4 protein-coding genes and 1 pseudogene are annotated in these 3,991 nt (G+C 60.8%); 2 read left to right on the forward strand and 3 right to left on the reverse strand.

Annotated elements, in window-relative coordinates; all coding sequences use genetic code 11:
- Positions 1 to 646: protein phosphatase CheZ (locus Q1V57_RS06580; RefSeq protein ID WP_300528854.1), on the forward strand; the 646-nt coding region annotated here is incomplete at its 5' end.
- Positions 647 to 747: 101 nt separating this feature from the next.
- Here Q1V57_RS06580 and Q1V57_RS06585 read toward each other — a convergent pair.
- The 3 genes from Q1V57_RS06585 to Q1V57_RS06595 all read right to left on the reverse strand — a co-directional run bounded on the left by Q1V57_RS06585 (position 748) and on the right by Q1V57_RS06595 (position 3,604).
- Positions 748 to 1,506 (reverse strand): TIGR01459 family HAD-type hydrolase, encoded by a 759-nt coding sequence (locus Q1V57_RS06585; RefSeq protein WP_300528857.1) that lies wholly within the window; start codon positions 1,504 to 1,506, stop codon positions 748 to 750.
- Between the two features lie 39 nt (positions 1,507 to 1,545).
- A complete protein-coding gene (locus tag Q1V57_RS06590; RefSeq protein ID WP_300528860.1) occupies positions 1,546 to 2,754 on the reverse strand; it encodes an EAL domain-containing protein in 1,209 nt (402 codons plus the stop codon).
- A 181-nt stretch (positions 2,755 to 2,935) separates the two neighbouring features.
- On the reverse strand, positions 2,936 to 3,604 hold the full coding sequence (locus Q1V57_RS06595) for an OmpA family protein (protein WP_300528862.1): 669 nt from the start codon (positions 3,602 to 3,604) through the stop codon (positions 2,936 to 2,938).
- 278 nt (positions 3,605 to 3,882) lie between these two features.
- On the opposite strand from Q1V57_RS06595, the pseudogene Q1V57_RS06600 reads away from it, so the two are divergent.
- A pseudogene (locus Q1V57_RS06600) lies at positions 3,883 to 3,991 on the forward strand (co-chaperone GroES); the annotation flags it as partial.

A 3,991-nucleotide genomic window follows, 5' to 3' on the forward strand; every position in this document is an offset into this window, starting at 1 on the left:
GACGTTAAAAGCCAGTGATCTGCAGGATGCACAGATCATGGAGGTCTTGAAGCTGGCACACCAGCTGACCGACACCATGAAGCTGTTCTTCAGCTCGCTGGACCAGTCGATCTGCCAAGAGTTTCATTATATCGCGGACTATATCTCCCGAACCCGGGACGAGATCGCCGCGCTACGCCCGAACGATATCAAGTCCGAGCGCATTCCTTCGGCCGGTGCCGAACTGGAAGCGGTCGTGACCGATACGGAGAAGGCCACGGAAACGATCATGTCTGCTGCTGAAAGCGTCCTCTGCGACGAAGAAGCAGACTACGACGCCTACCGTGCGAATGTGGAAGCCAAGATGATGGAAATCATCGAGAATTGCAGCTTCCAGGACCTCGCCGGCCAGCGCGTTTCCAAAGTGGTCAACTCCCTGCGCCACGTGGAAAGCCGCGTCGCCCGCTTCGCTGAAGTCATGGGTGTACACGATGCCGACACCACGGTTCAGGAAACCGAAGAAGACAAGCGCGCCAAGGACCAGTTGCTGAACGGTCCGGCTCTGAACGGCCCGGAAACGAGCCAGGACGATATCGACGCCTTCTTCTCCGGAGAGGGAGACGCCGGAGCGCTCGACCAGGGATCGATCGACTCTCTGTTCGACTAAGTCTCCTAGTCGGACCAGACCAGTTGCCGTGCGCCCCAGCGCGCGGCAACGCCATAGGCTGACAGGCTAAGCGCGACGGCTTCGAGATCGAAGCCGTCATCTTACATTTCAGCGCCGAGAATACCGTCAGCGATGAACATGGCATCAATGCCGGCCCGGTCAGCGCCGGCGATATCGGTTTCCGGTCCATCACCGATTGCCAACACCTGCTCTGCATCGCCGGACCAGCCAATCGCCCGCAAAGCGTCGAAAGCCAGCTGATAAATCGGCCGGTGCGGCTTGCCGGCGACGATACTCCGACCGCCCATCTCACGATAATAGCGGGCAATAGCACCGGCGCAGTAGATCAGGCGGTCGCCAGCCTGAACCACGATATCAGGGTTGGCGCAGACAAGATCGAGCTTGCGTTCAAGCGCTGCACGCAACACGGCCTCATAGTCTTCCGGCTTGCCATTCCAGTAGTCGTCCGGACCGGTGCAGGTGATGAATGCCGCCTCTTCGACCGGGACGAACTCGATACCGAGGCCGGCATAGAGCGCGTCATCCCAGTCCGGGCCGATGCGCAAAGCCTTGCCCGGCGTGCGCGCCACAAGCTCGGCATAGATCGCGTCGCCAGAGGTCACCACCGTATCGGTCGCATCTTCCGGCAGCCCCATCTCATCGAGGGAATGCAGCAGGCTGGGCGCCCGGCGTGGGGAATTGGAGACCAGACAGACCTTGCCGCCCTCGCCCCGGTAACGCCGCAACGCCTCGACGGCCTCGGGGATCAAGGCCCTGCCATCGCGGATCACCCCCCAGACATCACAGAAGAGGGCCGTGTAATGCGGAGCAAGTTCGGAAAGCGTGGCGCGAGAGATCATGAGGCTGCTTGAAGCAGCCCAGACCTACGCGGTCAATCGTCAGCCGGCCAGCGCGACAGTATCGTCGGCCGGGGAAAGCATGTCCTCATTGACCTGGCGCGGCTCGCCGAAGAGATGGCCCTGGCCGTAAGCGACGTCGAGCTCGAGCACTTCAACGACCGTGCTTTCCTCTTCGACCCGGTCGGCGATCAACTCGATGCCGCGACGGGCAAACAGGCTGGCAATGTCCTGATGCGCAATATCGCCTGCATCGACCCCGGCGATACGCTCAAAGCCGTCGATCGCTTCGAGCAGGCGTGCACCACCCACTTTGACAAAGCGGATACCGGCGCGCTGCATCTCGTCCACATCCATATCGAGGTCGACAACGCGATCGACGGAGAAGCGGAAGCCGAAATCGGCCATGCGCGCCATATTGCGCGCCGCGACCGCGTCGCGCTCTTCAAAGGCGCGCTGGGAAATCTCGAAAATCAGCGACCCGGCGAGGTCGGAGTGCTGACGGATAAAATCCAGGAAGGTCGGGAAGAAGGTCTCGTCCGACAGCGAGTTGAGCGAAATGTTGCAGAAAATCGCGATCTTGCGGTCCTGCCCCGTCAGCTTGCGCACGATCTGCACGCAGCGGAAAAGCAGGAGATTGTCGACCTCGGTCATCAGACCGGCACGCTCGGCGGCCTTGATGAAGGCCCCGGGCGCCAGGATCCGGCCGGTGGCATCGCGCAGACGGGTGAAGCTCTCATAAAAGGCGACCCGGCGCTGCGGCAGGGTGACGACCGGCTGGACGTAAAGGTCGACGCGGTTCTCCTCCAGCGCCTCGCGGACCGTGTCGATATCGACCGACGCCATGTTCGACGCTGCGACATTGGCGGCCGGCATAACATCCGGCCCCTCGCCGACCCGGCGCACCAGGTCTTCGAGCACTTTGACCTCGTGCACGAGCGCATTGTCACGCTCGACAGATTCGGCCCGCAGCTCGTCCGTGATCTCGTCGATCCGGCGCTGGGCCACTTCAAACTCTTCCGCCAGCGCCAGATTGGCCGCTTTAAGGTCGAGAATTTCCGTCTCAAGGGCGCGACGCTCTTGCGCCCGGGCGGCAGCAGAATGCGCCATCCCGGCAACGATGAAGACGATAGCGCCCATCATCCAGGCCGAGGCCGTCGACATCAGGCCGAGATAATCAAAGCCGAGCGCGGCTACCACAGCGACCATGATATAGGTCAGCAGGATGAGGATATCTGTCGCTTTCGCCATCGGGGCGATCCTTCTCGTCGCAACGAATCGGCGTTTCTCGCCGAACGTTAATCTGTTCCGGCCCGGGTTTTTGTTTGGTTAACGAAGGTAAACCATGGCCAGGCCTCACCCGTTTCAGGCCATGAAAAAATGCGGCCCGGCAAGGCCGGACCGCATTTTCTGCATGACTTATGAACGGGCTTTAGGCCACGTGCGGACGGATCAGGATCTCGACCCGCCGGTTCTGCTGGCGGTCATAGGAGGAGGTCTCCGGGTCGATCAGCAGCGCCCGCTCGCCCATGCCGGCAATATAAAGCCGCTCGCGCATCACCCGCTGGGCGATCAGATAATTGCCGACCGACAGGGCCCGCTGCTCCGACAAGCGCTGGTTATACTCGTAAGGGCCGGTCGAATCGGTGTGGCCGACCACGTCGATATAGGTGCGCGGGTAACGGTTCAGCACATCGCTGACATCGTTGAGAATGGAATAGAAGCGCGAATTGATGTCCGAAGAATCCGTGGCGAAGGTCACATCGCCCGGCATGATCAGCATCAGATTATTGCCTTCACGGCGCACACCGACACCGGTGTCGCTGAGCGCCGCACGCATCGCGGCTTCCTGCTCGTCCATATAGTGACCGATGGCCCCGCCTGCGAGCGCGCCCAGCCCGGCACCGATCAAGGCATTGGTGCGGCCTTCCTCGCTGTCAGAGGTATTGGTCATATAGCCCAGTACAGCCCCGGCAGCGGCACCCAGAAGAACCCCGCGCCCGGTATAATTCGGACGCGTTTCGCCCGTGACCGGATCGGTGGTTGTACAGGCCGTCATGGCCAGGGCGGCAAAGCCCACAATTGCTAAACGCAGTTTCATCGCTCTCACCTCCAAAAAACTCGCCTCGCTTGGAGTATAGCCTGTCTTGTGACAGACGTTCCATGCGACGGCTTAGCGCTCACAAGATGAACGCAGGCTGAGCCGGTTTCCGCCGTCGCACCAATGAAAAAATGCTCATCCGGATTCAGGTCGCACCTCTTGACGCTGTGGGATCCACCCCCTAAATCGCCCGCTGTTAGCAGTCGACTGGGGTGAGTGCTAATCGCTGTCCCGGCCGTCTCAATCGATATCAGTCCTCTTGTTGGAGAAAAGCCAAGATGACCTTTCGTCCTCTGCACGACCGTGTGCTGGTAAAGCGCGTCGAAGAAGAGTCCACGACCAAAGGCGGGATCATCATCCCTGACACCGCCAAGGAAAAGCCGCAGG

Origin of the sequence: Maricaulis sp. (assembly GCF_030149425.1) — a bacterium.
Classification (GTDB): domain Bacteria; phylum Pseudomonadota; class Alphaproteobacteria; order Caulobacterales; family Maricaulaceae; genus Maricaulis.